General features: G+C 70.6%; 26 protein-coding genes. 14 read left to right on the forward strand and 12 right to left on the reverse strand.

The genetic code is table 11. The features are described from left to right. The first annotated feature begins 3 nt into the window (after window positions 1-3). From ACWJI7_RS01570 to ACWJI7_RS01580, 3 genes are read left to right on the forward strand one after another with little or no spacing between them, the layout of a single operon-like run. Window positions 4-714: a DUF2232 domain-containing protein gene (locus ACWJI7_RS01570; RefSeq protein WP_479934728.1), complete on the forward strand. Its 711-nt coding sequence runs from the start codon at window positions 4-6 to the stop codon at window positions 712-714. 34 nt (window positions 715-748) lie between these two features. Continuing rightward, complete coding sequence (locus ACWJI7_RS01575; protein WP_479934729.1) at window positions 749-1,894, forward strand: nicotinate-nucleotide--dimethylbenzimidazole phosphoribosyltransferase; 1,146 nt, start codon at window positions 749-751, stop codon at window positions 1,892-1,894. Window positions 1,895-1,903: 9 nt separating this feature from the next. Then, the gene (locus tag ACWJI7_RS01580; protein ID WP_479934730.1) at window positions 1,904-3,007 is read left to right on the forward strand and encodes a type 2 periplasmic-binding domain-containing protein; all 1,104 of its coding nucleotides are present in this window, start codon (window positions 1,904-1,906) and stop codon (window positions 3,005-3,007) included. Window positions 3,008-3,041: 34 nt separating this feature from the next. On the opposite strand, the gene ACWJI7_RS01585 is transcribed toward ACWJI7_RS01580, so the two are convergent. Together ACWJI7_RS01585 and ACWJI7_RS01590 are read right to left on the reverse strand one after the other, a co-directional pair. Continuing rightward, complete coding sequence (locus ACWJI7_RS01585) at window positions 3,042-4,211, reverse strand: aldo/keto reductase (protein ID WP_479934731.1); 1,170 nt, start codon at window positions 4,209-4,211, stop codon at window positions 3,042-3,044. Further along, a complete protein-coding gene (locus ACWJI7_RS01590) occupies window positions 4,171-4,770 on the reverse strand; it encodes a bifunctional nuclease family protein (RefSeq protein WP_479934732.1) in 600 nt (199 codons plus the stop codon). Before ACWJI7_RS01590 ends, ACWJI7_RS01585 begins: the two co-directional genes overlap by 41 nt. 54 nt (window positions 4,771-4,824) lie before the next feature. Between ACWJI7_RS01590 and ACWJI7_RS01595 the strand changes: the two genes are divergently transcribed. Both ACWJI7_RS01595 and ACWJI7_RS01600 read left to right on the forward strand, forming a co-directional pair. Beyond that, window positions 4,825-5,481: a riboflavin synthase gene (locus ACWJI7_RS01595; RefSeq protein ID WP_479935126.1), complete on the forward strand. Its 657-nt coding sequence runs from the start codon at window positions 4,825-4,827 to the stop codon at window positions 5,479-5,481. 56 nt (window positions 5,482-5,537) lie between these two features. After that, window positions 5,538-6,209, forward strand: coding sequence for an HdeD family acid-resistance protein (locus ACWJI7_RS01600; protein WP_479934734.1), 672 nt, complete (start codon window positions 5,538-5,540; stop codon window positions 6,207-6,209). Between the two features lie 27 nt (window positions 6,210-6,236). Here ACWJI7_RS01600 and ACWJI7_RS01605 read toward each other — a convergent pair whose 3' ends face one another. The 4 genes from ACWJI7_RS01605 to ACWJI7_RS01620 form a co-directional block, all read right to left on the reverse strand. Then, entirely contained in the window at window positions 6,237-6,599 is a 363-nt protein-coding gene (locus tag ACWJI7_RS01605; RefSeq protein ID WP_479935128.1) for an AbrB family transcriptional regulator, read from the reverse strand. A 163-nt stretch (window positions 6,600-6,762) separates the two neighbouring features. Continuing rightward, window positions 6,763-7,404, reverse strand: coding sequence for a cytochrome c oxidase subunit 3 (locus ACWJI7_RS01610; protein WP_479934735.1), 642 nt, complete (start codon window positions 7,402-7,404; stop codon window positions 6,763-6,765). A 39-nt stretch (window positions 7,405-7,443) separates the two neighbouring features. Continuing rightward, window positions 7,444-9,114 (reverse strand): cytochrome c oxidase subunit I, encoded by a 1,671-nt coding sequence (ctaD, locus tag ACWJI7_RS01615; protein WP_479934737.1) that lies wholly within the window; start codon window positions 9,112-9,114, stop codon window positions 7,444-7,446. Window positions 9,115-9,162: 48 nt separating this feature from the next. Beyond that, on the reverse strand, window positions 9,163-10,080 hold the full coding sequence (locus ACWJI7_RS01620) for a cytochrome c oxidase subunit II (protein WP_479934738.1): 918 nt from the start codon (window positions 10,078-10,080) through the stop codon (window positions 9,163-9,165). 177 nt (window positions 10,081-10,257) lie between these two features. Between ACWJI7_RS01620 and ACWJI7_RS01625 the strand changes: the two genes are divergently transcribed. Genes ACWJI7_RS01625 through ACWJI7_RS01650 form a run of 6 tightly spaced genes read left to right on the forward strand, consistent with a single transcriptional unit; the run spans window position 10,258 to window position 16,104 of the window. Then, complete coding sequence (locus ACWJI7_RS01625) at window positions 10,258-11,217, forward strand: COX15/CtaA family protein (RefSeq protein ID WP_479934739.1); 960 nt, start codon at window positions 10,258-10,260, stop codon at window positions 11,215-11,217. Beyond that, a complete protein-coding gene (locus ACWJI7_RS01630) occupies window positions 11,210-12,208 on the forward strand; it encodes a heme o synthase (protein ID WP_479934741.1) in 999 nt (332 codons plus the stop codon). Before ACWJI7_RS01625 ends, ACWJI7_RS01630 begins: the two co-directional genes overlap by 8 nt. 39 nt (window positions 12,209-12,247) lie before the next feature. Next, window positions 12,248-13,267, forward strand: a complete 1,020-nt coding sequence (locus tag ACWJI7_RS01635) for an ABC transporter ATP-binding protein (RefSeq protein WP_479934743.1) — start codon at window positions 12,248-12,250, stop codon at window positions 13,265-13,267. A 52-nt stretch (window positions 13,268-13,319) separates the two neighbouring features. Next, window positions 13,320-14,192, forward strand: a complete 873-nt coding sequence (locus tag ACWJI7_RS01640; RefSeq protein WP_479934745.1) for an ABC transporter permease — start codon at window positions 13,320-13,322, stop codon at window positions 14,190-14,192. Window positions 14,193-14,199: 7 nt separating this feature from the next. Continuing rightward, the gene (locus tag ACWJI7_RS01645; protein ID WP_479934746.1) at window positions 14,200-15,372 is read left to right on the forward strand and encodes a hypothetical protein; all 1,173 of its coding nucleotides are present in this window, start codon (window positions 14,200-14,202) and stop codon (window positions 15,370-15,372) included. Then, window positions 15,373-16,104, forward strand: coding sequence for an N-acetylmannosamine-6-phosphate 2-epimerase (locus ACWJI7_RS01650; protein WP_479934748.1), 732 nt, complete (start codon window positions 15,373-15,375; stop codon window positions 16,102-16,104). Between the two features lie 15 nt (window positions 16,105-16,119). Here ACWJI7_RS01650 and groL read toward each other — a convergent pair whose 3' ends face one another. Further along, window positions 16,120-17,787: a chaperonin GroEL gene (gene groL / locus ACWJI7_RS01655; RefSeq protein ID WP_479934749.1), complete on the reverse strand. Its 1,668-nt coding sequence runs from the start codon at window positions 17,785-17,787 to the stop codon at window positions 16,120-16,122. 157 nt (window positions 17,788-17,944) lie between these two features. Here groL and ACWJI7_RS01660 point away from each other — a divergent pair, with 157 nt between their 5' ends. Beyond that, the gene (locus ACWJI7_RS01660; RefSeq protein ID WP_479934750.1) at window positions 17,945-18,196 is read left to right on the forward strand and encodes a hypothetical protein; all 252 of its coding nucleotides are present in this window, start codon (window positions 17,945-17,947) and stop codon (window positions 18,194-18,196) included. Window positions 18,197-18,244: 48 nt separating this feature from the next. After that, window positions 18,245-19,000, forward strand: coding sequence for a class I SAM-dependent methyltransferase (locus ACWJI7_RS01665; protein WP_479934751.1), 756 nt, complete (start codon window positions 18,245-18,247; stop codon window positions 18,998-19,000). 15 nt (window positions 19,001-19,015) lie between these two features. Here ACWJI7_RS01665 and fabG read toward each other — a convergent pair whose 3' ends face one another. The 3 genes from fabG to ACWJI7_RS01680 form a co-directional block, all read right to left on the reverse strand. Beyond that, a complete protein-coding gene (fabG, locus tag ACWJI7_RS01670) occupies window positions 19,016-19,774 on the reverse strand; it encodes a 3-oxoacyl-[acyl-carrier-protein] reductase (RefSeq protein WP_479934752.1) in 759 nt (252 codons plus the stop codon). Between the two features lie 67 nt (window positions 19,775-19,841). Beyond that, window positions 19,842-20,987 carry an NAD-binding protein gene (locus tag ACWJI7_RS01675; protein ID WP_479934753.1) on the reverse strand — a complete coding sequence of 382 codons (1,146 nt, stop codon included), beginning with the start codon at window positions 20,985-20,987 and terminating at the stop codon, window positions 19,842-19,844. Between the two features lie 25 nt (window positions 20,988-21,012). After that, window positions 21,013-21,861, reverse strand: coding sequence for a glycosyltransferase family 9 protein (locus tag ACWJI7_RS01680; RefSeq protein ID WP_479934755.1), 849 nt, complete (start codon window positions 21,859-21,861; stop codon window positions 21,013-21,015). A 91-nt stretch (window positions 21,862-21,952) separates the two neighbouring features. On the opposite strand from ACWJI7_RS01680, the gene ispD reads away from it, so the two are divergent. Beyond that, window positions 21,953-22,678: a 2-C-methyl-D-erythritol 4-phosphate cytidylyltransferase gene (gene ispD / locus ACWJI7_RS01685; protein ID WP_479934757.1), complete on the forward strand. Its 726-nt coding sequence runs from the start codon at window positions 21,953-21,955 to the stop codon at window positions 22,676-22,678. On the opposite strand, the gene ACWJI7_RS01690 is transcribed toward ispD, so the two are convergent. Both ACWJI7_RS01690 and ACWJI7_RS01695 read right to left on the reverse strand, forming a co-directional pair. Continuing rightward, window positions 22,662-23,579, reverse strand: coding sequence for a S66 peptidase family protein (locus tag ACWJI7_RS01690; protein WP_479934759.1), 918 nt, complete (start codon window positions 23,577-23,579; stop codon window positions 22,662-22,664). The two genes, ispD and ACWJI7_RS01690, sit on opposite strands and share 17 nt — an antisense overlap. Continuing rightward, window positions 23,576-24,457 (reverse strand): 4-hydroxybenzoate polyprenyltransferase, encoded by an 882-nt coding sequence (locus ACWJI7_RS01695; RefSeq protein WP_479934760.1) that lies wholly within the window; start codon window positions 24,455-24,457, stop codon window positions 23,576-23,578. The genes ACWJI7_RS01690 and ACWJI7_RS01695 overlap by 4 nt, the downstream gene beginning before the upstream one ends. Between the last annotated feature and the right edge of the window lie 59 nt (window positions 24,458-24,516).

Genomic DNA, 24,516 nt, shown 5'->3' on the forward strand with positions numbered 1-24,516 from the left:
CGCATGCCTTCTCCGCCGCCACCACCGAGCCCGAGGCGGTCCGCCGCCCCGCCCTCCGGGGCCTCGGGCCGCTCGACCCTGCTCAGCGCCCGCCAGGCGCGCCAGCTGGTGGAAACCGCCTACCTGGCCGCCGCCACGGCACTGCTGTGGGCCGGCCTCTATTACCTGCCGGTGGGCGGGGCGCTGTTCCGGCTGGCGCTGCCGTTGCCCCTCGCCCTGCTGCAGCTGCGCCAGGGCTGGCGGCCGGGCTGGGAAGGCCTGGTGGTGACGGCGCTGCTGCTGGTGGCGCTGATGGGGCCGATCCGCGGCCCCCTGGTGATCTTTCCCTACGGCCTGCTGGCCCTCTGGCTGGGGAGAGGCTGGTCACTGCGCTGGAGCTGGTGGCTCACCTGGGGCGTGGGTCTGCTGATCGGCGCCGCCGGTTTCCTCGTGCGGGTGGCGGTGCTGTCGGTGCTGCTGGGGGAGAACCTCTGGGTGCTGATCACCACCGCCGCCGCGGGGCTGCTGGATCGCCTCACCGGCCTGCTCAACCTCGGCGTCGTACCCGATCTGCTGCAGGTGCAGGCGCTCGCCCTGGCCCTGGTCCTGCTGCAGAACCTGATCTACGTGCTGGCCCTGCACGCGGTGGCCTACTGGATCTTCCCGAAGCTGCAGGCTCCGATCGGCGAACCTCCTCCCCAGCTGCGTCCGCTGATCGCGCTCGATCCGCTCTGACCGCCGTGACCCTCCGCCGCCACGCCCCCCGCCGGTGAACCGGCTCTGCGGCGAGGCCGATCAGGCGGATCGCTGGTGCGCCCGGATCCAGCGGAACTGGCCGGCCAGCCAGCTGCTGCTGCTACTGGCCGGCACGGACACCGCCGCCATTCCGGGCATCTCGGCCGCCGGCGCCACGGCGGAGTCGCGACGGCAAACCGCCGCGGCCGACGCGGAACTGCTGATCAACGGCCCCGACGGTCCCCGACCCCATGCCCTGCCGCCCCTGCCGGCGGGCGTGAGCCCCGCCCTGATCGCCCATGTGGTGCGGCGGGAGCTGGCGCTGCACACCCTGGTGGTGGACCTGGGGGCGCCCCTGGCCCCGGCGGTGGCCCACCTGCGGCTTGGCCAGGCTCCGGCCCGTTGTCTGAGCAGCGGCGCCGCGATGCCGCCCGGTCGGGTCAGCGCTCTGGTGGCCCTGGGGCGCCACTGGGGGGAGCGCTGGGGCCGCTCCGGCGCGGCGGCCGGGCCGCCCCCCGCTGATCCAGCCCCCCTGCTGATCGCCGAATGCGTGCCCGGGGGCACCAGCACGGCCCTGGCGGTGCTCTGCGGCCTGGGGATCGATGCCACCGGGCTGGTGAGCGGCAGCCTGCGGCAACCGGCCCACGACCTCAAGGCCGCCCTGGTGCGGCGCGGCCTGGAGACGGCCGGGCTGGCGCCGGCGGGCGGCGACCCGCTGGCGGTGATGGCGGCGGTGGGCGATCCGATGCAGCCCCTGGCCGCCGGCCTGGTGCTGGGCGCGGCAGCGCGGGGAATCCCGCTCCTGCTGGCCGGTGGGAGCCAGATGGCGGCGGTGCTGGCCCTGGCCCTCGCCCTGGCCCCCCCCCGGCTGCGCCCTGTCCTGGTCGCCGAGGCCGCCCTGGGCACCACCGCCTGGGTGGCGGGCGAGAGCGACAGCGATCTGGTGCTGCTGCTGCAGCGGATCGGCACCCGCTGGGGTGTGGATCCGATCGCCTTCGCCAGCGCGCTTCGTTTCCACAGCTGTCGCAGCGCCGCCCTGCGCGATTACGAGCGCGGCTACGTCAAGGAAGGGGTCGGTGCCGGCGGGCTGGCCCTGCTCTGGGAACTGAGCGGCCGCAGCCCCCGGGCCCTCGGCCAGGCCTGCGACACCGCCTGCGAGCGGCTGGAGGCCGCCCTCTAGGGTCCAGCCATGGAGGCCCCGTCCCGACACCGGTTCAGCCGCCGCCGGCTGCTGCAGCTCTCGGCCTTGGGCGGCGTCGGGCTGCTGGCCGGCTGCGGACCGCGATCCAGCCTGCGGCTGCTCTACAGCCGCGGCGATGTGCCCACCGCCTGGCTGAAGCGCCTGCCGCCGCCCTGGATGGGCCAGGCCCTGCCGGACCCGGCCGCCGTGCTGGCCACCCTCGGCTCCGGCCCGGCCATGCCAGGGAGTGAGAGCGGCCTGGTGCAGCTTCCGGACGGCTGGCTGAGCGATCTGCCCCCCTCCCGGCTGCAACCCTTCACAGCCGGACCGGGCCAGGCGTCCACACCCGACATGGAGGGGGACGCCCTGTTCGCCGAGCTGGCGCCCTTCGCCAGAGCGGTGAGTCACCTCTACGGACCCGGAAGCGGCCCCCCGCTGGCCTATCCCTGGGCCTTCGGCACCTGGCTGCTGCTGCTGCGCAACCGCCGCGATCTGGTGGACCGCGGCGATGAGGGTTGGGCCCTGCTGCTCGACCCCAGCCTGCGGCAGCAGCTGGTCCTGCCCTCCTCTCCGCGGGTGGTGATCGAACTGGCCAGGCGTCAGCTCGATCCCGGCGGCGGCGGCGCCGGGGCGGAGGGCGATCCCCGCCTGGAGAGCCAGGTGGCACGGCTCCGGGCCCAGGCTCTGGCCTTCGATGAGCGCGACGGCCTCAACCTGCTGCTCAGCGGCAGAGCCGAGGCCGCGGTGCTGCCCAGCCAGCGGGTGCTGCCGCTGCTCCGCAGCGATTCCCGTCTCTCTGCCCTGCTGCCCTCCAGCGGCTCACCGCTGTGGTGGAATCTGCTGCTGCGCCCGGCGCGCAGCCGTCAGCCCCTGCCGCTCGCCTGGGTCAGGCAGCCCGCCTCGCCCCCGTTGCTCGACCGGCTGCTGGCGGAAGGCTGGGTGCCCCCCCTGCCGCGCCAACGGCTGGAGGACAGCCTGGCCCGCTGGCCGAAGCCGGTGTCGGCCCTGCTCTATCCCCCCCCCGCCGTGCTGGAACACTGCCAGGCGCTGCCCCCCCTGCCGGCGGCGGAGCGCCAACGGCTGCAGCGGCTCTGGGAGCGGGCCGCCCCCTGAAGCCCCGCCCGGCCGAACCGACAGCCCCCGGCGTTCAGCCCCACAGCCTTCGCCGCGGCGCCGCGGCCAGGCGGCGATGGGTGTCGGCCAGCAGATCCGGAATCGGCAGCCGGTGGGGACAGCGGGGCAGGCAGGCGGCACAGCCGCGGCAGGCGCTGGCATCGAGCTCCTCCCACCAGTGGGAGGCCCGGCCGATCAGGTTGTAGCGCTCCCGCGCGAATGTCTCCATGCCATGGCCCACGGCGAGATTGCGCAGCCGCAGGAGCTCCGGGATCGGCACGGCGCTGGGGCAGGGCAGGCAGGCACGGCACTGCCCACAGCGTTCGTCCCCGAGGCGGCTCCGCCCGGCGGCCGCGAGCCTGGCCAGGGCGTCCCGCTCGGCCGGCTCCAGAGGCCCGGAAGCCTGGGCCAGCCGGCCGGCCCAGACCAGGTCGTCGGGCTGGGCCGCGCCGAGGCTGAGGGTGCTGATTCCCTCGGCCAGCAGAAAGCGGTAGGCCAGCTGCAGGGGGGGAAAGGGGGCGCAGTCGGCCACCAGCTCGGGGGGCGGATCGTACAGACGCCCCCCCTTGTCAGCCGGGGAGATCGCCAGCACACCCAGGCCGGCGGCCAGGGCCTGGCGGGCCAGGGGCAGCCGTTCCTGGTCGAAGAGGTGGAGGTGGAGGCTGCAGAAGCCGAAGCGACCGCTGGCCAGGGCCGACGCGATCAGGCCGGTGCTGCCGTGGCTGCTGAACCCCACCTGCCCCACCAGCGCCTCACCCACCGCCCACTCCAGCAGGGCGGCCCCGTCCCCCCCCAGGGCCCAGGCCAGGTGCTCGGGGCGATTGAGGCCGTGCACGGCGAGATTGTCCAGGCGGCGGACGCCGAGGCGTCCCAGGCTGGCCCGCAGCTGGGCCTTGCCCTCCTCCAGCGGGACCCCCGGCAGCAGCTTGCTGCTGAGCACCGGGGCCGGGGCGGCCGGATCCTCGCGGGCCACGCGCCCGAGGGCCCGTCCCAGGTAGGCCTCGGCCGGTCCGTAGGACGGCGCCGTCTCGACGTGGTTGATCCCCACAGCCAGGGCGGCGCGGAGCACCGTCTCCATCCTGTCGGGGCTGGAGAGGGCCCGCATCGTGCCGAGGCTGAACAGCGAGACGGCCGGACCGGCACCGAATGACCGCCGCGCCGCCTCAGGCCGGCTGGGCACCGGGATCCCGTCCGGCGGGGCCATCGGATCCGGGCTCCTCCCCATCGGCGGGCCCCTCGTCGGGGTCCGATCCCCCGTTGGTCTGGCGCTGGGCCCGGCCCAGGTTGCGGATCAGCTCGGCCGGGCTGAGCCGGTCGAGAAAACGGCGGAAATCCTCCTTCTCCTCCGCATCGGCCTCGGCATCCACCGGGATGGACGCGTCGGCGACCACCTCCTCCAGCATCCAGATGGCGCTGCCGGTGCGCAGGGCCAGGGCGATGGCATCACTGGGACGGCAGTCCAGTTCGCTGGCCTCGCTGTCGGCGTCGCTGAGCTTGAGCACGGCCCGGAAGGTGGCATCCTCGATCGAGTGGATGATCACCCGCTCCAGGGTGACGCCGCCCACCGCCATCAGGCTGGCCATCAGGTCGTGGCTGAGGGGTCGCGGTGGGGTCTGGCCGCCGAGGCCGGAGAGGATGTTCTGGGCCTGGGCCTGATCGATCCAGATCGGCACCTGGCGGCGGCCGGAGGGATCCCGCAGCAGCACGATCGGGCTGCGACTGGCCGCATCGAGCGCGATTCCGGCCACGCGCATCTCAACCATGGTTCCGACGCGTCAGCCTGATGTCCGATTATGGCCAGGAGCGCGGCGTGGGACATGTTCACCGGTCTGGTTCAGGCGGTGGGGAGGCTGCGCCGCCAGTCCCGCGGCGTGGTGGTGGACGGGCTGGCCGGGCTGGCCCCCCTGGCTCTCGGTGACAGCGTCGCGGTGGACGGGGTCTGCCTGACGGTCTCCCAGCTGCTGGCCGACGGGTTCCGTGCCGACGTGAGCGAGGAGACCCTCGAACGCAGCACCCTGGCGGCCAAGGCCGCCAGCGGAGCCTGGGTGAACCTGGAGCCGGCCCTGCGGCTGTGCGACCGGCTCGGGGGCCATCTGGTCAGCGGCCACGTGGACGGGGCCGGGGAGGTGCAGGGAATCAGCCAGACGGCCGGCGCCTGGCGGCTGGAGCTGGGCTGGCGCGATCCCGCCTACGGCCGCTACATCTGCGAGAAGGCCAGCGTGGCGGTCGACGGCATCAGCCTCACGGTGGCGGGCTGCAGCCCGGGAGGGGAGCGCTTCTGGATCGCCGTGATCCCCCACACCTGGCGGGGCACGACCCTGCGGGAACGCCGGGTGGGCGATCGGGTCAACCTGGAGGCCGACCTGCTGGCCAAGTACACCGAGCGCCTGCTCACCGTGCGGGGGGGTGCAGGAGCCCCGGCTCCCGGCGCCAGCATCGATGACAGTTGGTTGATCGCCCACGGCTGGGGCTGACCGTTCGCCCGGGCCTGTCTAGGTTCCTGGGAACCGATCAGGATCCTCGCCACGTCATGACCTCCTTGTCCCCCCGGCAGGATCGGCCCTCGGGCTCCCTCGGCCGCCACCAGATCGCCGCGCTGCGCACGTTCACCATCGCGGAGGGCGTGCTGATGGTGGTGCTCGGCCTGCTGGCCCTGATCTTTCCAGTGGTGGCCTCCTTCTGGGTCACGGCGGTGGTGGCGGTGGCCTTCCTGGTGGGGGGCCTGGTGGGCTGGGTCGACAATCTGGTCCGCTCCCGGCACCTCACCCGCTGGCACACGTTCTGGCGGCTGGTGGTCTCCACCCTCTTCCTGGTCACCGGGGGCTGGATGATTGCCCAGTTCCGCGGCGGGCTGGGGAACGCGGCGGCCCAGGTGGCGGCGCTCTCCCTGGCGATCGGGGTGGTCTTCCTGGTGGAAGGACTGGTGGCGGTGCTGGTGGCCCTCACCCACCGGCGCTCGGTCGGCAGCGGCTGGGGCCTGGCCAACGGGATCATCACCTTGATCCTCGGCCTGCTGATCCTCACCATGAAGATGGGCGGCCAGCTCTCGGTGCTGGGCATCCTGGTGGGCGTCAGCTTCCTGTTCAGCGGCTTCGATCTGCTCGCCTTCAGCTCCCGCTTCCACGACGAGGCCCCTCCGGAGGCGGAATCGCCGGCGACGGGATCGGGGGAGGATCACCCCCTCCCCGACGCGCCCACCTGAACACCCCCATCGGCCTGCTCCACGGGTTTAGGGCTCGGAGGGGGTGTCCTCGACGGGAAGCAGCCAGATCGATCCCGTCTCCTGGTGGATCTGGATGTGAAACTCCTGGCCGGGCTCGAGGCCCATGCGACGGGTGTAGGCGTGGCCGATCAGCAGATTGCCGTTGCCGTGGACCCGGGTGCGGAACTCCGCCTGACGTCCCTTGGCCGCGGAGGACGCGGCGGAGGGACCGCCCAGGCGATAGCCCTTGGCCTCGACCAGGGCGCGGTAGAAGTTCTTCCTGAGCAGGCGACCACTGGGGCCGACGTAGCCGCAGGCGCGGGCAATCTCATCCTCCGAGCAGGAACTGAGGGAACGGGCCTTGGCCAGAAGTTCCTTACCAACCAGCATGACTCCGCCGATCGATGGCATGACGTTCGGCATGGGGATGGCAGCTGATCAGCACGTCGGGCCCATCTCGAATGGGTTGTGGTTCTGATTGTGGCGAGTCCGGAGGCCATCCGGCAAGGTGGGGCCATCCCGAGGGTTCGGGCACCGGGCGCTGCCGCCGGATTTAGAGCAGATAGAGGATCCCGTAGAGGACCAACCAGATCCCATCGACGAAGTGCCAGTAGAGCTCCGCGGCCTCCAGTCCGAAGTGCTCCTCGGGGGTGAAGCGTCCCGGAATCCGGGCCTGCCACCACACGATCAGGATCATCATCGCGCCCAGGGACACGTGCAGACCGTGGAACCCGGTGAGGGCGTAGAAGGTGCTGGCGAAGAGGTTGTCGGTGAGTCCGAACGGCAGGGTGAAGTACTCCACCATCTGGCCGCCGAGGAAGGCGATCCCCAGGGCGGCAGTGACCAGCAGCCACAGCCGGCATGGGGCCAGGCGATCCTGGCGCAGCTCCCGGGCCGCCCGGTGGAACGTGAAGCTGCTCAGCACCAGCAGAACGGTGTTCAGGGTGGGCAGGATCAGCTCCAGCTCGTAGGTGGCGTTCTCCGGCAGCGGATTGACCGCCCGGAAGGTGAGGTACGCGGCGAAGAACCCGGCGAAGGTCATCCCGTCGGCCACCAGGAAGGTGGCCAGCCCGAACAGGCGGGCATCGACATGACCTTCCCCGTGGCCATGGGAATCGAGCTCGGCGGCCGAGCCGGCGGGCTGGGGCGCGGCCAGGGGCTGGGACGGGTCGGAGCGGGGGGTGATGGCAGTCATGGCGGCTCCCGGCGGACGAGGAACGATCGGAGGGGGGGGTCAGCGGCCACCGGACCAGAGTTCCTGACCGGTGGCGGCTCGGAGATCGATCTGGCCGGGCGGCACTCCGTAGCCATAGGGGTGAGTGACCAGCGGGGCAGGGCCCTTCCAGTTCTCGACCGGCGGCGGGGAACTGGTGAGCCACTCGGGTGTGAGTGCGTTCCAGGGATTGTCCCCGGCCACCGGGCCGGCGAAGGCACTCCAGATCACATTGATGAGGAACGGCAGGGTGCTGAGCGCCATCAGCAAAGCACCGACGCTGCTGATCTGGTTGACCAGGGTGAACTGGGGGTCGTATTCAGCGACGCGCCGGGGCATTCCGTTCAGTCCCAACCAGTGCTGGGGAGCGAAACAGAGATTAAAACCGATGAAAGTGAGCAGAAAATGGAATCGACCCAGATTCTCATTCAGCATCCGGCCGATGGCCTTGGGATACCAGTGGTAAATGGATCCAAAAATCACAAAGACGGTACCACCGTAGACCACGTAATGAAAGTGACCTACAACAAAATAGGTGTCGTGGACATGAATATCGAAGGGAACCTGAGCCAGCGCAACACCAGTGATGCCACCGAACACGAAATGGAGGATGAAGGCACAGGAGAACAGGATGGCGCTGTTAAGGGAAATCTTTCCACCCCAGAGTGTGGCCAGCCAGTTAAAGAATTTGATCCCGGTGGGCACGGCGATGAAGCCGGTGGCGATCGTGAAGAACAGGCGCATCCAGGGCGGCGTTGCGCTGGTGAACATGTGGTGGGCCCAAACGATCAGGCCGAGGAAGACAATGCCGAGGATGGAATACACCATCGTGGTGTAACCGAACAAGGGCTTACGGGCGTGCACCGGTAGGATTTCGCTGACCAACCCAAAAGCAGGCAGCACCATGATGTAAACGGCCGGGTGCGAATAGAACCAGAACAGATGCTGGTACACCACCGCATTGCCACCCAGAGCCGGATTGAAGAAGCCCGTGTGGGCGATGATGTCGAAACTGAGCAGCACCAGGGTTCCCGCCAGAACCGGTGTTGCCAGAACCACAAGAAGGCTGGTGCCGAGCATCGCCCAGCAGTACATCGGGAGTTGCATCATCATGAGGCCGGGCCGGCGCAGCTTCAGGATCGTGGCGATGAAGTTGATGCCACCGAAGATGGAGCTGCCACCCAGAAGAAGCACGCTCAGGATCCAGACCACTTGGCCCGCTGCCGGAGTGGTGAGGCTGAGGGGAGGGTAGGCCGTCCAGCCGGACTGGGAAGCCCCGGCAATGAAATAACTGGCGATCAGCAGGAATCCAGCCGGAGGGATCAGCCAGAAGGCCACGGCATTGAGTCGCGGGAAGGCCATGTCACGGGCGCCCACGTAAAACGGGATCAGGTAGTTCCCGAAGCCTCCATTGACCACCGGCACGATCCACAGAAAGATCATCACCGTGCCGTGCAGGGTGAGCACCTCGTTGTAGGTGTCCCGGCTCATGAAGTCCGAGATCGGGCTGACGAGTTCGGCGCGGATCATCCCCGCCAGGGCGCCTCCCACGAAGTAGAAGAAGAATCCCGTGACCAGGTACTGGAGCCCGATCACCTTGTGATCCAGGCTGAAACTGAGATAACGGAGCCAACCCTGGGGCTGCAGGCCTGGGGAAGGGGATGGGGCCGGGGGGGGGAGAGCCAGGGTCATGGGTGGGGTGGACCGGACGGGAAGGGCGGGTGAACGGAGCAGGAACGATCACCCGGTCGAGCTGACGGAGACCGTGGTGGCCACGGTGGCGGGGCGGCTTCGGTCGTACCAGTCGGCGAAATCCTCCCGGTCGTGGACCACGACCGTGGAGCGCATCCCACCGTGATAGGGACCACAGAGTTCGGCACAGATGATCGGGTACTGGCCGGGCCGGGTGGGGGTGAAGGTGAGCACCGTCGGCTGACCGGGAACCACATCCTGCTTGAGGCGGAACTGGGGGACCCAGAAGGCGTGGATCACATCCCGGGCCTCCATACGGAGTTCGACGGGTTGGCCCGCCTGAACATGGAGCTCACCGCTGGTGATGTCGCCCTGGGGATAGTGGAACAGAAAGGCGAACTGCAGGGCGGTCACCTCTACCGGCAGCACGCCGGCGGCGGCGGCCCCCGCCTGGGGAGTTGCCCCGATCCCCCCCCAGACCCTGGAAGCCTCGGCCGTGCTGACGGACGCCATGGTGATCAGCTCGGAAGGGTCCATCACCGGAGTGGCCTCGAGGGTCGCCTCCATGGCCATGGGGCCGCCATGCATGGCATGGGGATCGCTCAGGGGAATCATTCCACCCATCCGGTCATAGATGTCGTAGCTGTAGATGCCCACAAACAGAACAACGATCGCCGGAATCGCCGTCCAGAAGATTTCCAGCTGCAGATTTCCTTCCACCGCCGTGCCATCACCCTTCTCTCCGTCGCGGCGGCGAAACCGGATCAGGCTGAACAGCAGCAGACCCAGAATACCGACGAAAAGAATGGTTCCAATGCTGAACAGAACCCTGAAGAGTTCGTCGTAGAGGGGGGCATTGGAGCTGGCCGCTTCCGGAAGCAGGTTCACGCTCTGGCCCACCCACAGGCCAGCCAGCACAAGGGCCATCCCCACAACCAGAGTGAAGATGGCGGAAGGGATCGGCACGTCCGGAAGCCAGCTGGACCCAGCTTATGGGGAAGGCCGGGTGGCCCGCTTCGGCTGATGACGACGCCCGCACCGGCGCCGTCATTCCTGTGCTGAGTTCCACACAGGAGCCCGCCCCTCGGTGAGCGCATCCCCACCCCGGCTGCTGGCCCATTCGTGATCGCTAGGTTGACGCCCATGACGGTTGGACGAGGCTTCTCCCTGCTCACATCGCACCTGGTGGTGGCGCTCATCGCCCTGGTGGGAATCGGCGGTGCAACGCGGGTGATGGAAGCTGGCCTGGCCTGTCCCGACTGGCCCCTCTGTTATGGCCGCCTGCTGCCGGCCCGTCAGATGACCCTCCAGGTCTTTCTGGAGTGGTTCCATCGCCTCGACGCTTTTCTGGTGGGAATCGCCCTGCTGGTGCTCGCGGCCCTGAGCCTTCTCCAGCGGTCCCGCCGTCCCGCCTGGCTGCCCTGGGCCAGCGGGGCCGCCCTACTGCTGGTGGCCCTGCAGGGGGCCCTGGGAGCTCTCACCGTCACCGAGCTGCTGCGCTTCGATGTAGTGACGGCCCACCTGTCCACGGCCTTGCTGCTCATCGCCCTGGTGAGCGCCCTCCATCAGGGCCTGGTGCTGGCCGGGCCCTCCACCCCTCCCCCAACTGTCCAGCCCCTCTCCCCTCGGTCTATCCGGCCGCGCCCCTGGCGGCACGGCTGGTGCCTCGCCTGCGGCCTCGCCGCCCTGCTGGTGTTCGCCCAGGCCATCTCCGGCGCCGTCATGGCCACCCAGTGGGCCTCGGGCCGCTGTCTGGCCGGTGGCGAGGCCTGCGGCCTGCTCTCCCTCCACCGCCAGCTGGCCACGCCGGTGGCGGCGGCAGTGCTGGGGCTGGCCGCCGCCCTGATCCTGGTCCCCCGGCGGCGGCGCAACCACTGGCCCTACGCAGTGGCCGCCGCCGCACTGGTGGTGCTCCAGGTGGGGCTGGGGGTCTTCACCCTGCGCCTGTCCCTCTCGGTCCCGCTGGTCACCGTCGGTCACCAGCTCACGGCGGCCCTGCTGGTGGCCGTTCTCAGCGCCCTGGTCGTGCGCCACCGCCCAGAGCCGGCTCCGAACCCCGATCCATCTCTCCAGACCACCAGCCTCGAGCCCTGCCATGGTTAGCGCCACCAGCGTCATCAGCCCTCCCCTCAGCCGGGAGCAGGTGGTTCCCTCCCGGGCCAAGGTTCGTCTCCCGCCCTGGCTGGAGATCGCCAAACCCCGTCTGATCCCCCTGCTGCTGGCCACCACCCTGGGCGGCATGGCCCTCTCCGAAGGCTGGCCCCTGGCCGCCCCTCGGCTGGTCTGCACCCTGGGGGGCGGGGCCCTGGCCGCCGCCGCCGCCGGGGTGCTCAATTGCCTCTGGGAGCAGGAGCTCGACGGCCGCATGGTGCGGACCAGCGGCCGGGCCCTGCCCTCCGGCCGGCTCTCGGCGCGCACGGCTTTCGCCGTGGCGATTTCCCTCACCTGCGCGGCCGCGGCGCTGCTGGTGAGTGGGGTCAACTGCCTCGCGGCCGCCCTCTCCCTGCTGGGCCTGTGCAGCTACGTGCTGCTCTACACCGCCCTGCTCAAGCCCCGCACCCCCCAGAACATCGTCATCGGCGGGGTGGCCGGGGCCATCCCCCCCCTGGTGGGGGCCGCCGCCGCCACTGGCCATGTGGGGCTGGGGGGCTGGTGGCTGTTCACCCTGGTGATGCTCTGGACCCCCGCCCACTTCTGGGCCCTCGCCCTGCTGCTCAAGGACGACTACCGCTCGGTGGGAATCCCGATGCTGCCGGTGGTGAAGGGACCACTGGTCACGGTCAACGCCATCGGTCACTACGCCCGCGCCACCGCCCTGGTCAGCCTGCTGGGGGTGCTGGCCCTCCCCAGCGGCGGCCTGCTTTACGGACTGCTGGTGATTCCCTTCAACGGCCGGCTGCTGCAGATGGCCCGGACGCTCGCCGCCGATCCCGAGGATCCGGCACCCGCCCGTGGCCTGTTCCGCTGGTCGATCCTGTACCTGTTCGGCATCTGCCTGCTGCTGCTGGTGGCCCGCCTCCCTGGCGCCGACCTCTTCAGTCTCCAGACCAGCCAGTTGCTGGCCCCGGCCGTCCCCGGCGGAGCGTCTTTCTAGATTGGGTCGGTCTGTCCGCCGACGGGAGCGTCAGCAGGGGTGCCTGAAGCGGTGATCGAACTCAACCAACTGTCCAAGCGCTACGGAACGGTGGAGGCCCTCCGTTCCCTCTCCCTGGAGGTGCCTTCCGGCTGCCTCTACGGGCTGCTGGGCCCGAATGGAGCCGGCAAGACCACCGCCCTGCGCATTCTCTGCACCCTGCTGAGCCCGGATTCGGGCCAGGTGCACGTGGCGGGAATCGATGCGCTCGCCCAGCCCAGGGCCGTGCGGGAGCGGCTCGGCTATGTGGCCCAGGAGGTGGCGATCGACAAGATCCTGAGCGGCCGGGAGCTGCTGGAGCTTCAAGGAGCGCTCTATCACCTGCCCAGGGCGCGGATCCAGGCCCGCATCAGCGAACTTGCTGGGGTGCTCGGCATGGACACCTGGATCGACCGCCGCTGCGGTTCCTATTCCGGCGGCATGCGTCGCCGGCTGGATCTGGCCAGCGGGCTGCTGCACGACCCCGAGGTGCTCGTGCTCGATGAGCCCACCGTGGGGCTCGATATCGAAAGCCGTGCCGCGATCTGGCAGGTGCTGCGCCAGCTGCGGGACGCCGGCACCACCGTGCTGCTCAGCAGCCATTACCTGGAGGAGGTGGACGCCCTGGCCGACCGGCTCGCCATCCTCGACGGCGGCCAGGTGATCGCCGAAGGCACCCCCGCTGAGCTCAAGACCGCCCTTGGCGGCGACCGGGTGACGCTACGGGTGCGGGAGTTCAGCGATGAGCAGGAGGCTGGACGGGTCCGACAGGTGCTCCAGGGCTGCCCCGGTGTGCGGCAGGTGGTGGTGAACCGCGCCCAGGGCCACTCCCTCAATCTGGTGGTGGAGCACGCGGGGGTGATCGAGCGGTTGCGCCATCAGCTCGTTGAGGCCGATCTGCCGGTGTTCTCCCTCTCCCAGAGCCGCCCGAGCCTGGACGACGTCTACCTCCAGGCCACCGGCCGCACCCTGATGGACGCCGAGCTCGCGGTGGCCGGCAGCCGCGATCCCAAGGCGGAGCGCAAACAGTCGATGCGCTGAGCCCACCCGTCCGTCACAGCCCCATTCCCCCTGTCCCCCTGCCGTTCCGGCCATGACCAGCGCACCCACCCTGACGGCGCCCTCGCCCCGGCCCATGGCAGCGATCGAGGATCGCTCCGCCCTGGCGGACCTCAGCCAGGAGACCCTTGCCCTGACCCGCCGGCTGTTTCTGCAGCTGGTCCGGCGCCCCACCACCCTGGTGGCCGGTGTGCTGCAACCCCTGATCTGGCTGGTGCTATTCGGGGCCCTGTTCGCCAAGGCCCCGGAGGGTCTGCTGCCGGACGGCATGAGCTACGGCCGTTTTCTGGGGGCGGGGGTGATCGTGTTCACAGCCTTCAGCGCGGCCCTCAACGCCGGGCTGCCGGTGATGTTCGACCGGGAGTTTGGGTTCCTCAACCGGCTGCTGGTGGCGCCGCTGCGTTCCCGCAGCTCGATCGTGCTGGCCTCGGTGCTCTACATCACCAGCCTCAGCCTGGTGCAGAGCCTGGCGATCATGGGGACAGCCGCCCTGCTCGGCTACGGGTGGCCGGGGGGGGCCGGGCTGGTGCTGGTGCTGGTGACCCTGCTGCTGCTCGTGTTCGCCGTGACGGCCCTGAGCCTCGGCCTCGCCTTCGCCCTGCCCGGGCACATCGAGCTGATCGCGGTGATCTTCGTGGCCAACCTGCCGCTGCTGTTCGCCAGCACCGCCCTGGCACCGATTTCCTTCATGCCGAGCTGGCTGGGCTGGCTCGCTGCCCTGAATCCACTTACCTTCGCGATTGAACCGATCCGCGCCGCCTACGCCGGCAGCCTCTCCCTCGGGGAGGTGGTCCTGGAGGCCCCCTACGGGGATGTCACCGGGTTCACCTGCCTGGGGGTGCTCGCCGGCCTTGCCCTCGGTCTGTTTCTCCTGATCCGGCCCCTGCTGGATCGCAAACTCAACTGAGTCCGCCGTGACCGCATCCCCCTCCTTTCCGGAACACCCTGCAGGCGGCGCTCTGCCCGATCGCGGGGACGGCCATGAGGAGTTGCTTGCGGCGCTGGAGGCTCGCCACGGCCCCGCGCTTGCCTGGCTCTCCCAGCGGTGGGCCCACCGCCACGGCGTCGAATCCCTGAGCGGATTGATCCCAGCCCTCTCACGGGATGCCGGCGAGCTGAGCTGGTGGCACCAGCAGCTGAACTCCCCCCTCGCCGCCACGGCCGCTCCATCGGCGCCCCCAGCTCCGGCGGATCCTCCCGCCGCCCCGGTCCCGACCATCGCTACGGCCGATCCCGTGGCCTGCCTGGAGCCGCTCCCCAGTTTCAACGTGCACGCTATCTTCGCAATGCAGTCCTCCGGCTCGGAAGCCCAGGGGCCCCCGTCCTCCCTCGGGGCACAACCCCTGATCATTCCGGCGCCGGCGGGCCAGGCAGCGGAGTCGGCCGACCCGAGCGCGCCGGCAGCCGTCCCCTACAGCGCTCCGGCCTTTCCGGCCCAACCTCTCCCGACGCCCCATCCGCCGGCGGAGGTCATCCAGGCCGACATCTTCGACGCGGTGATCCCCGAAGCGGCGAGCTTCTCCGCCACCGTGTTCAAGGTGGATCCATTCCCTTGCGAACCCTTCCCCAGCGCGGCCCCCTTCGCTGACACCCCCTCCCCGTCCCCCACGGCCGCGGCCGAGCCTCAGCCTGGGGTGGGGTCTGAAGCTGAGGCAGAGGCAGAGGCAGAGGCAGAGGCAGAGGCAGAGGCAGAGGAATGGGATCCGGCGGCGGCCGCCGCCGGGGCCGCGCCCGACGCTCCGGTCCGCCGAGGGCCCCTGCGCCGGTTCCGATCCCTGGTGCGGGACTGCATCGAGGAAGTGGCCAGCACTTTCCAGTCGGATGGGTCGATCGACCCGGAGCGGAGCGAGGCCCCGGAGGCACCCGTGCCTCCAATCCCGTTGCCCGCGCAGGCCTTGCCCCCGCGGCTTCAGGGCCCGCCTGTTCCCCTCCAGCAGGCCCCCCTGGCGGAGCGAACGGCCGTCCAGCACCTCCCCGAGGACGGCCGCCCCAGCCGTCCGGCGCCTGCCCCCAGCCATCCCAGCCTGGCCTCGCTGCGATCCTGGTTGCCCGTCAGTGAGGACCAGGACCGGCGACGCGCCTCCTGAATGGGACGGTTTCCCCTGGAGGCGCTGCGGCGCAGCGGCCTGGATCGGGGGCTGATCGTTTCGGTGCAGGCTCCCCAGGGATCACCCCTGCGGGACCCTGCCGTGATTGCGGCCATGGCAGAAGCCAGCCTCGCCAATGGGGCCATCGGCGTGCGGCTGGAAAGTCCCGAGCACATCGGAGCGGTGCGCCGCCGCTGTCCCGACGCCCTGATCATCGGGCTGTGGAAGCGGCAGTTCCCCGGCAGCGAGGTCTACATCACACCGGGCTGGGAAGAAATCCGGGCGGTCTGGGCCGCGGGGGCGGACATCGTGGCCCTCGATGCGACCGAGCGACCCCGGCCGGACGGTCAGCTGCTCCAGGACCTGATCGAGAGGACCGGCCGGGAGCTGGGCGCCCCGCTGATGGCGGACATCGATTCGATCGCGAATGGACGTCGGGCGGCGGACCTGGGCTGCCAGTGGGTGGGCACCACCCTGTTCGGCTACACGGAAGCGACCCGGAGCAGCCATCCACCGGGGCTGGAATTGCTTCCAGCCCTGCGCAGGCGGCTGGCGGCGGAGGTTGCGTTGATCTGTGAAGGGGGAATCAGCTCAGCGGTACAGGCCCGAACCGCCTTGGCCCAGGGGGCTGACGCGGTGGTGGTGGGAACGGCCATCACCGGGGTGGACCTGCATGTGGCATCCTACGTCCGGGCGATCGGCCCGGACGAGCCTCCCCCGGCCGGAGGGTGAGCGGCCCTCAGGCCATCACATCATGCCGGGCATCCCCATTCCTCCCATTCCTCCCATACCGCCCATTCCTCCCATACCCTCCATCCCGTCGGGGGACCCGGCGGGAGCGGGGGGCTCGGGCTGATCGGCGATCACCACCTCGGTGGTGATCAGAAGGGCGGCGATCGACACCGCATCCTGCAGGGCGAGCCGCACCACCTTGGCCGCGTCGAGGATGCCGGCGGCAACCATGTCCTCATAGGCGCCGCTGACGGCGTTGTACCCCAGGTTCTGCCGGCTCACCTCGGAGACCACGACATCCCCATTGTCTCCAGCGTTCTCGGCGATCTGGCGCACCGGGGCCGAGAGGGACCGCTGCACGATCTGGGCGCCGGTGCGCTCGTCGTCATCAAGGGAGTCGATCAGCGGGTCGAGCTCACCGGCCAACTGGACCAGAATCGATCCTCCCCCCGGCACAATCCCTTCCTCCACCGCGGCCCGGGTGGCGTTGAGGGCATCTTCGATCCGGAGCTTGCGGTGGCGCAGCTCGGTTTCGGTGGGGGCACCCACCTTGATCACCGCCACCCCACCGGCAAGCTTGGCGATGCGCTCGTTGAGCTTCTCCCGGTCGTAGTCGGAGTCGGTGGCCTCCAGCTCCCGTTTGATCGCGGCCACCCGATCAGCCACGGCGGCCCGATGGTCCTCGGTGCCCACCAGGGTGGTGGTGTCCTTGCTGATCGTGATCCGGCGCACCCGGCCCAGGTCGCCCAGGGCGACCTTCTCCAGCGTCATGGCCCGGTCCTCACTGATCAAGGTGGCGCCGGTCAGGATGGCGATGTCCTCGAGCATGGCCCTGCGGCGGTCACCAAAGCCCGGTGCCCGCACCGCCGCCACCTGCAGAACTCCGCGGTTCTTGTTCACCACCAGGGTGGCCAGGGCCTCACCCTCCACCTCCTCGGCCAGGATCACGAGGGGGGCACCGGTCTTGGTGACCGCTTCGAGCACCGGTACCAGATCCATGATGCTGCCGATCTTGCGGTCGGTCACCAGGATCAGCGCCCCGTCGAACTCACAGACCTGGCGCTCGCCATCGGTGACGAAATAGGGCGAGGAGTAACCCCGATCGAAGGCCATCCCCTCGGTGATCTCCAGTTCGGTGGCGAGCGAACGGGATTCCTCCACGGTGATCACACCATCGGTGCTCACCGCGTCCATGGCTTCTGCCACCATGCGACCCACTTCCTCATCGCCCCCGGAACTGACGGTGGCGACCTGGCGGATGGCCTCCCCCTCGACGGCCCTGGAGCGGCGGGCAATGCCCGCCACCACGTGCTCGGCGGCCCGCTCCATGCCGCGGCGCAAGCCCACCGGATTGGCTCCGGCCGCCACGTTGCGCAGGCCCTCCTTCACCAGGGCCTGGGCCAGCACGGTGGCCGTGGTAGTGCCGTCTCCTGCCTGGTCCTTGGTCTTGGAGGCCACCTGCTGGATCAGTCGGGCTCCGATGTTCTCGAACGGATCCTCCAGGCTGATGTCCTTGGCGATGGTGACCCCGTCATTGACGACGTCGGGGGCTCCGTAGGACTTCTCCAGCAGCACGTTGCGGCCCCTCGGGCCGATCGTGACCCGCACCGCATCGGCGAGGGCGTTGACGCCCCGCTCAAGGGAAGCGCGGGAGGCATCCGAAAAACTGATCAGTTTGGCCATCGGCTGGGGAATGGCCCGCGCTCGGCGTGGCCGTCTACAAACGATCTTCAGCGTCCCACAACGGCTCCGATCCGGCGGCCTCCCCCAGGTGGGGAAAGCCGAATCGCTCCCATCGCCGCGGGGGGCAGCCGCCACCCCGCCTCGATAGGGTCCGTCCATGGAGGAGAACCTGCGCACCAGCCTCAGTGCCTCGGTGGCCGACGCCCTGATCGATCCGGCGCTTGAAACCGTCTCCGGCGCCAGCCTGATGGTGTTTCTGTTCGTGGCCGGGCTGGGCCTAGCCATGGCGCTCGTCTACATCCCGCTACGGCTGATCCTCACCATCACGGCCCGCAGCCGGCGTCTGCGGCTGCTGCAGCGCATCCGCCGGCTGCGGGAGGAACTGGCCCGGCCAGCGATTCGCGACTGACCCCTCCGGCGGCTGCGATGATGCGCCCTCAGGACGGGACGCCGCAACGTGCTGGACCAGGAATACGACGTGATGCGCCACGTCGAGGATGACTATTGGTGGTACATCCTGCTGCGGGAGCTCGTCGTCGACACCCTGTCCCGCGGCCTTGGCGGACGACCCGGAGCCACCGTCCTCGATGCGGGCTGCGGCACGGGCGGCACCCTGCAGGAGCTCCAGCGTCACCATCCCGACTGGAGCCTGCGCGGATTCGACATTTCCCCGCTGGCCCTGGCCCACACCCGCCGGAGGGGGTTCGAGCGGGTCGTGGAAGGGAGCGTGGATGCCATTCCGTTTCCGGACCATTCCCAGGATGCGCTGATCTCCCTCGACGTGATCTGCTGCCGGGGCCTGGATCCCGAGAAGGCCCTGGGGGAATTCGCCCGGGTGCTCAGGCCCGGTGGGCTGCTGGTGCTGAACCTGCCCGCCTTCAGCGTGCTGCGGGGTCAGCACGATGTGGCCGTGGGCAGCGAACGCCGCTTCACGCCCTCGGCCGTGCGGCACCTCTGCTGTCGTCACGGCTTCACCGTGCAACGGCTGCACGGCTGGAACGCCTGGATGGTCCCGATCTTCCTGATCTGGCGACCGATCAGCCGACGACTGATCTCGGCACCGGAGCAGGCGCGATCGGACCTGGCGCCGCTGGCGCCCCAGCTGAACGCACTCCTGCTGGCCATCGGACGCCTCGATGCCCGCTTCTGCCGGTGGCTGTCGGTGGGCATCGGGACCTCGCTCCTCACGGTGGCGGTCCGATCGGAGACCTGAGCCCCGGTGCCGGACTCAGTGCATCACCAGCCCACCATCCACCTGCAGCACCTGGCCGGTGATGTAGGCGGCGGCAGGGTCGGCCGCCAGAAAACGCACGACTCCGGCCACCTCCTCGGGCTGTCCGAGCCGGGCCAGGGGGATGGCGGCGAGGATCGGCGCCGGGTCGAGATCCTGGGTCATCTCGGTGGCGATGAAGCCGGGGGCCACCGCATTGACGGTGATGCCGCGGCTGGCGAACTCGGCGGCAGTGCTGCGGGTCAGCCCGATCACGCCGGCCTTGGCGGCGCTGTAGTTGGCCTGACCCGGATTGCCCATCAGGGCCACCACCGAGGTGATGTTGACGATGCGACCCCGACGCGCCTTGAGCATCGAACGGGACACGGCACGGGTGCACAGGAAGACCCCCGTGAGATTGAGGTCGAGCACGCGGCGCCAGTCATCCGTCCGCATCCGCATCAGCAGGCCGTCCCGGGTGATGCCGGCATTGTTGATCAGCAGGTCGAGCCGGCCGCTGCGGGCGAGCACCTCCCGGACCATCCCCTCCACCTCCTCCTCGACCGCCACGTCGGCCCGGTGGCTCCAGGCTCGTCCCCCCGTGTCGGCGATCTCGGCCACCACCGCCGCCGCGGCTTCGGTGGAGCTGGCGTAGTTGATCACCACCTCGGCGCCCGCTTCGGCCAGGGCCAGGGCGATGGCACGACCGATGCCGCGGCTGGCACCGGTCACGAGGGCCGTCTGACCGGCCAGGGGGGGGAGCGGAGATCCGGACATCGGCGCAACTTCTGGACGAGCGCGATCGTATGAGGCGCCGGAACCGCCCCCCCGGACCCATGCCGCCTCACTCACTCATCATCTGCACACCCTGCAGGGCCGGACCGAGCAGGTCGGCGAAGCGCCGCAGCTGGGCCTGGCTGCCCATGGCCACCAGCAACTGGCCGGGGACCAGTCTCACGGCCCCTTCGGGGTTGGTGATCAGCCGGGGCTTCGGTGGGGCAGCGGCGACGCCGCGGTAGACGGCGGCATTGGTCACCTCCGGAGCCGGGGTGCGGATGGCCAGCACGAGCACGCCGGTGCGCCGCCGCAGCTCCAGCTCGGCCAGGCTGCGGCCGTTGAGATCGCCCAGCAGGGCGCCGTTGTGGCTGAGCTGGAACTCCTCCACCTCACAATCGGAGCCGGCCAGAAGATCCATGAACCGCACCGCCAGCGGTCGCAGAGCCGTCGCAGCCATGGTGCGCCCCCCCGCCACGAACGGACTCACCACCTGGTCGGCACCGGCGAGGAGCAGTTTCCGTTCAGCCTCCTCACTGTCGGAACGGGCGATCAGACGGCAGCGGGGAGCGATGCTGCGGGCGCTCAGCACCACATAGAGGTTGGCGGCATTGCTGGGCAGGGCGGCCACCAGGCTGCGGCACTGGTGAATCCCCGCCTCGACGAGGGTTTCATCCATGGTGGCGTCGGCCTGGAGCACGGGCAGACCACTGTCTTCGGCGGCATCCTTGCGATCGGGATCCATCTCCACCACCAGAAGCGGCACGCCTTCGGCGCTGAGCTGCTTGGCGATTTCCTGGCCGATGCGGCCATAGCCGCAGAGGATCACGTGGTTCTGCATGCGGTTCAGCCAGCGGCGGAAGCGGAGTTCGCGCATCCGGCGGAAGTAGCCGGAATCAGTGAGGCCCAGCAGACCCTGGATGGCCAGTTGGACCACCACCAGCCCCCCGGCGATCGAGAGGGTGGTGACCAGGCGGCCGGCAGCGGAGAGGGGCTCGCCCGTGCCGTCGCTCCAGCCCAGGGTGGTCAAGATGACCAGCACCATCCAGTAGCAGTCGCCCCAGTCCCAGCCTTCGGTGATCCGGTAGCCGGCCGCCGAGGCGTTCACCAGCAGGATCAGGGAGAGAAGGGGGGTTCGCCACGGCGCCCGGATTCGGGTGGAGGGTGGCCGGGAGGAGGAGCTACGGAAGCGGAGCTGCCGCGGGCGTGGAAGCATCCGGCGCCGGAGACGAGGGGAGGACCTAGCCCAGCCCGAGCGCCTGGAGCACGTCAGCCAGGCTGAGGTCCTCCAGGCTCCCGGCGGAGCCAATTCCTTGTACACCCTGCCGCTGGGGCAGGGTGTCGTGTCCGCGACCCATGGCCACCAGGGAGGCGCCCGTGAGCAGGGCCAGTTCCGTGGTGAACGGATCACTGCTGAGCACCACGTCGGCGCAGGCCACCTGGGCCGCGGCCTCGAGGGGGGTGGCGCCCGGCCTGGGCCCCTGCACGCGCAGATCGGGCAGCCTGCCACGGATCGAAGCCGGCAGCTCCTGCCAGCGATCGGCCGGCCAGTCGCCCCCAGGGCCGCCTGGGACCACCTGCGGGGCCAGCAGCAGGAGGGGCCCCGTGCCGGCAGGGGCGGCGGCGGCGGCGGCCTCGAGGGCCGCCTTCGGCAGGGCCAGCCGGTAGGAGGCGGCGTCGAGGGGAACTCCGATCGGTCGCAGCCAGGCTTCGAGCGACTGGGCCGGCCAGCCCGGGGCGGGAGTCACCGTGGTGGTGGCGGAGAAGCCGCTGCGGGCGATGCGGGTGGGGATGTGGCCGAGGGAGAGCAGCAGGTCGATGGAGCGGCCACCGGCCAGGTTGAGACAGACCTGGAAATCGGGCTCCCGCACCCCGCCGAGCAGGTTGGCCCAGTCGGCCAGGGAGGTGTCCTGATCGAAGCTGTAGGGGAGCACCTTCTCCACCGCCGGCAGGAGCTTCCAGACGGCGGCGGCGGCAGCGGGACAGGCAACCTGGACCTGGGCGGAGAGGTGGTCGGCCACAGCTGCCAGCGCCGGGATGGCCTGCAATTGGGTTCCGCTGTCGCCCGGATTCAGAACGAGAACACGCATCGGGGCGGTGACGCGCAGGGGATGCTGCGCAGGCGGAGTCGGGCTGATTGTATGAATCTGATCCGGTTTCGACCTTCTGAGGGAGTCGCTTGTGCATTTGCTGATCGCCGCCGCCGGCAGCGGACGCCGGATGGGGGCCGGGCGCAACAAGCTGCTGTTGCCGCTGGCCGGCCGCCCACTGCTGGCCTGGACCCTGGAGGCGGCCCTGGCCTGCGGGGAGATCCGCTGGATCGCTCTGGTGGGCCAGCCGGCCGATCAGGAGGAGGTGATGGCCATGGTGACGGCGGCGGCACCGGATCGGCCGGTCCACTGGATCGAGGGGGGCGCCACCCGGCAGGACTCGGTGAGTCGGGGGTTGGCGGCCCTGCCCGCCGAGGCCGAAACGGTCCTGATCCATGACGGCGCCCGCTGCCTGGTGGAACCCGAGCTGATCGCACGCTGCGCCCAGGCGGTGCAAGGCGGGGCCGCGGTGATTGCCGCCACCCCCGTCACCGACACGATCAAGCGGGTGGACCGGACGGGGTTGGTGCTGGACAGCCCCGACCGCAGCAGCCTCTGGGCCGCCCAGACGCCCCAGGGCTTTCCGGTGGGGCCGCTCCGGGCCGCCCATGCCAGGGCCCTCGGCGAGGGCTGGCTGGTCACCGACGACGCCTCCCTGTTCGAGCGGCTCGGCTGGCCGGTGCAGGTGATCCCCGCACCGGAGTCGAACATCAAGATCACCACCCGCTTCGACCTCGACATCGCCGAAGCGGTGCTGGCCCAGCGGCTCGCCCTCGCCTCCCCCACCGCTGCGGCCGAGGTCAGAGCCGCAGGCTGAGCCGGCCGGTGTCGCCGTCGAGGCGGGCGGGCACCCCCAGGGGCAGAGCGGCGTTGCCGGCGCCATGGCCGACGGGAAGACCCGCCAGCACGGGGATGCCCAGATCGGCGGTGCGCTCGCGCAGCACCTGCTCGAGGCTGAAGCGATGGGTCGGGTCCTCCGGTGGATCGGCCGGCTCGGCGGGATGATCGCAGGCCAGAAAACGGCCGAAGCCGAGGCCGGCCAGCCGATGCAGGGCCCCGCAGAGCCTCCAGTGGGTGAGCATGCGCTCGATCCGGTAGGGCGCTTCGCCCACGTCCTCGAGGATCAGCACCGCCCCGTCCAGGGGCGGCAGGTAGGGAGTGCCCAGCAGGTGGGTGGCCACGGTGAGGTTGGCCACCAGCAGCGGCCCTTCGGCCCGCCCGCCGCACCAGGGCTCCCCCGCCAGATCGGGCAGGGCCCCACCGAACAGCAAGGCGCGGAGACGCTCCCGGCTCCAGGCGGGTTCGTCCGCCAAGGTGGTGACCAGGGGACCATGCACGGCCCCGGGGTGGCCGAGGGCCTGCCGGGCCCAGAGCAGGGACGTGACATCGGAGAAGCCCAGCAGCCAGCCCTCGGGCTGGGGCAGGGGCCGCTCCAGCAGCCGCGCCGCGCCCCAGCCGCCGCGGACTCCGGCCCAGAGGCGTTCCCCCCCCGCCCCGCGTCCGTCGGAGGCTCCGTGCAGATCGGAGCCACGCTGGCCATCATCACCGGCGAAATGGCCCCAGCGCCGGTCGGTGGGGAAGGGGCGGCCGGGTTCAAGCCCCCAGCTCTCGAGCACGGCCAGGCCCGCCTCCAGGGCCGCGCCGTCCCTGAGGGCGGAACTGGCCGCCACCAGTCGCAGCCGATCCCCCGCCCGCAGCGGTTCCGGCAAACCGCTCATCCCACCCGCCCCAGCACCAGGGCCAGCAGCAGCAGTCCTCCCAGGCGCACCTGGCGGGCGAAATGGAGACCGAAGCGGGAGCGGGGCGGATCCCCGCGCAGCAGGGCGGCCTCCCGCAGCATGCCCAGGGCCGCCACCAACCAGAGGGGCCAGAACGGCCAGCCGATGCCGCTGAGCGCCGCGGCCAGGCCCAGACCGACGGCCGCCGCTCCATAGCAGAGCGCCACCACTGGCGCCGCCGCCCCCCCGAGCGTCAGGGCACTGCTGCGCAGGCCGAGGGCGGCGTCGTCGCTGCGGTCGGCCATGGCGTAGACGGTGTCGAACCCGAAGGTCCACAGCAGTGTGGCCAGCCAGATCAGGGCGAGGGGCCAGCCGCCCCGCAGGGATCCGCTGCCGGCGGCCCAGGGAATCAGCACCGCGAAGCCCCAGCAGAGGGCGAGCACCAGCTGGGGAAAGGGGAACCAGCGCTTGGCCGATGGGTACAGAAGCACCGGCGGCAGGGTGGCGAGGGCGAGCCCCAGGCAGAGCAGCCGCACCTCGGCCGGCAGGGCCAGGACCACCGCCAGGGCCGCCCCCAGGCAGAGCAGCAGCAGCAGGGCGGCGCTGGCCACGCTCACCCGGCCGCTGGCCAGGGGCCGGCCGCGGGTACGACGCACCCGCGGATCGATGCGGCGGTCCCAGAGGTCATTGGCGACGCAGCCCGCCCCACTCACCGCCAGGCCACCGAGCGTGATCATCCCCACCAGGGACGCCGGCGGTCCGCCCCCCGGCAACAGCCACAGCGACCAGCCGGCGGGGATGAGCAGGACGAGGCGGCCGCTGGGCTTGTCCCAGCGCAGCAGCTCGAACCAGCCCCTCAGGGAGGCGCGGATGGTCATCGGCGCAGGTTAGGGCGCGCGCGGGAGCCGGCTTCACCCCCCCTCCCGGCCGAAGGCCC

The organism is Cryptocyanus atlanticus LEGE 06306 (genome assembly GCF_056633155.1).